The sequence below is a fragment of the Caulobacter sp. HMWF025 genome, assembly GCF_003060965.1.
Classification (GTDB): Bacteria; Pseudomonadota; Alphaproteobacteria; order Caulobacterales; family Caulobacteraceae; genus Caulobacter.
Genome location: NZ_QAII01000151.1, coordinates 9,674 through 11,484, shown reverse-complemented (window position 1 = coordinate 11,484; position 1,811 = coordinate 9,674). Strand labels below are relative to the sequence as shown.

Annotated in this window: 3 protein-coding genes and 1 pseudogene; 1 reads left to right on the top strand and 3 read right to left on the bottom strand. The window is 64.7% G+C overall.

Annotated elements, in window-relative coordinates; genetic code table 11:
• Positions 1-249, top strand: a pseudogene (locus DBR10_RS19375) (glyoxalase); the annotation flags it as partial.
• 260 nt (positions 250-509) lie between these two features.
• Here DBR10_RS19375 and DBR10_RS16035 read toward each other — a convergent pair.
• The 3 genes from DBR10_RS16035 to DBR10_RS20190 all read right to left on the bottom strand — a co-directional run.
• Positions 510-1,001: a RidA family protein gene (locus tag DBR10_RS16035; RefSeq protein ID WP_108505303.1), complete on the bottom strand. Its 492-nt coding sequence runs from the start codon at positions 999-1,001 to the stop codon at positions 510-512.
• Between the two features lie 23 nt (positions 1,002-1,024).
• Entirely contained in the window at positions 1,025-1,417 is a 393-nt protein-coding gene (locus DBR10_RS16030) for a c-type cytochrome (RefSeq protein ID WP_108505302.1), read from the bottom strand.
• 13 nt (positions 1,418-1,430) lie between these two features.
• On the bottom strand, positions 1,431-1,811 hold a 381-nt coding region (locus DBR10_RS20190; RefSeq protein ID WP_233243446.1), incomplete at its 5' end, for an FAD-dependent oxidoreductase.

The following is a 1,811-nucleotide window of genomic DNA, read 5'->3' as shown; positions in this document are numbered from 1 at the left end:
GGGTGGGGTTGCGAGGTGCACCTGACCCAGGCCGGACCCGGCGAATGGCGGGTGCCGGACCACAATCCCTTTGGTATCTTCATTCGAACGCCTGACGTCGAGGCGATTGCCGCGCGGGTTGATGACCTGATCATTCGGCCCGGCGGGGTTCTGCGTCACCGCGAATGGGGCATGTATGAGGTCGGCATTGCCGGTCCGGACAATCTGCTGGTCCGGGTCGGCTGGCCGTCGCGGCTGATCGCGCGATAGCGCCCTCCAGACAAAAAGACGGCCGCCCTGCAGGAGAAGGGCGGCCGAGTCATTGGGAGGAAACGCCCGATAAGGGCACACGCTCTATAGCCGCGTCCGACCTGTTTGACAACGTTGTCATCGAAGAAAATTCGCCAGACCATGAAATCAGTTGGCTTCGCCTGGAAACAGGAGCGCCAAGACAAAAAAGGGGAGGCGGACCGGCGTCCGTCTCCCCTCTCTGTGTCGAACCATGCCGGCAAAAGCCGGGCCGGATCGTCCTACTTCTTGCGGGCCGCCTGGACCTCGATCTCGACCAGCATGCCGTCGGCGACCAGCGCGGAAACCTGGCTGGTGATGCGCGAGGGCTTGTTGGGCTGTTCGGCTGTGCCGAAATACATCTTGTAGCCCTCCATCATGCCGGCGAAGTCCATCTTGCCTTCCTTGGCCGGGTCACCGACCAGCAGGACGCGCATCATGACGACGTCCTTGAGGTCTGCACCCTGGGTCTTCAGGGCGTCCTGCAGGCGCTTGATGACGCCGATGGTCTGGGTCTTGGTATCGCCGAACTTGGCGACGCCGGTGGCCGTGGCATCCACCACCGGCGGGGTCATGCCGCTGACATAGATGGTGTCATAGCCGGCCGGCACTGTGACGACGCTGGCGATCGCCGACTTGGGGTCGCCGCCGCGAACGATGTCCTGGGCCTGGGCCATTCCGGTGAGACCGGCGGCCAGGGCGAGGCCGGCGGCGAGGGAGGCAATGCGGTTCATGGTCTTCTCCTTGAGGGCGTCGATCAGTGAGCTTGAAGGCCGCGGGCCTTGGGCGGGGCCTTGCGGACCCGCGCGACGTCGGCCGGGGTGACCGCAGAGGCCTTGTTGCCCCAGGACGCGCGGATATAGGTCAGGATGCCCGACAGTTCGGCGTCGCTGAGGTCGTCCTTGAAGGCAGGCATGCCGGCCCTGCCGTTCAGGACCGTGGAGACCAGCACCGGGGCCGGGCCTGTGACCAGCGGTGACGCGGCCAGGGCTGGAAAGGCCCCCTTGATGCCTTTTCCGGTGACCTGGTGGCAGGCGGAGCAATTGTCCTCATAGGCGTCTTTTGGCGGACCAGCGGCCAGGGCGACACTGGAAGCCGTGACCGACGCCAGGGCAGCGAGCGGTAGCGCGTAGCGAAGTGCGGACGTCATATAATCCTCTGTCTCAAGCCTGCTGCACGCGGGCGTGGATCTTTGCGATCTGCTGCCAGGCCGACTCGATGGCACCGGCTTGCCAGCCCCCAAGGTAGCTGAGGTGTTCGCCGGCCAGATAGAGGCGACCGTCCGGTTCGCAGAGCACGGGATAGGCTTCCTTGCGACCCGTCTCGCTCCACTCGGCCCAGCCGCCGAGATTGAATTCAGCCAGGTGCCAGGCGAAGGAAAAAGCGCTCTCGTAGTTCTCGGCATATTCGGGGAAGATCTTCTGGCCGGCTGCAACAGCGAAGGCTGCGCGATCCGCCGGCTTCATGGCGCTGATCCGGGCCGCCTGACCTCCAAAGTTATAGAAGCCGAGCAGAACACCCTTCTGGCTCTGCCAGCCGGTGGA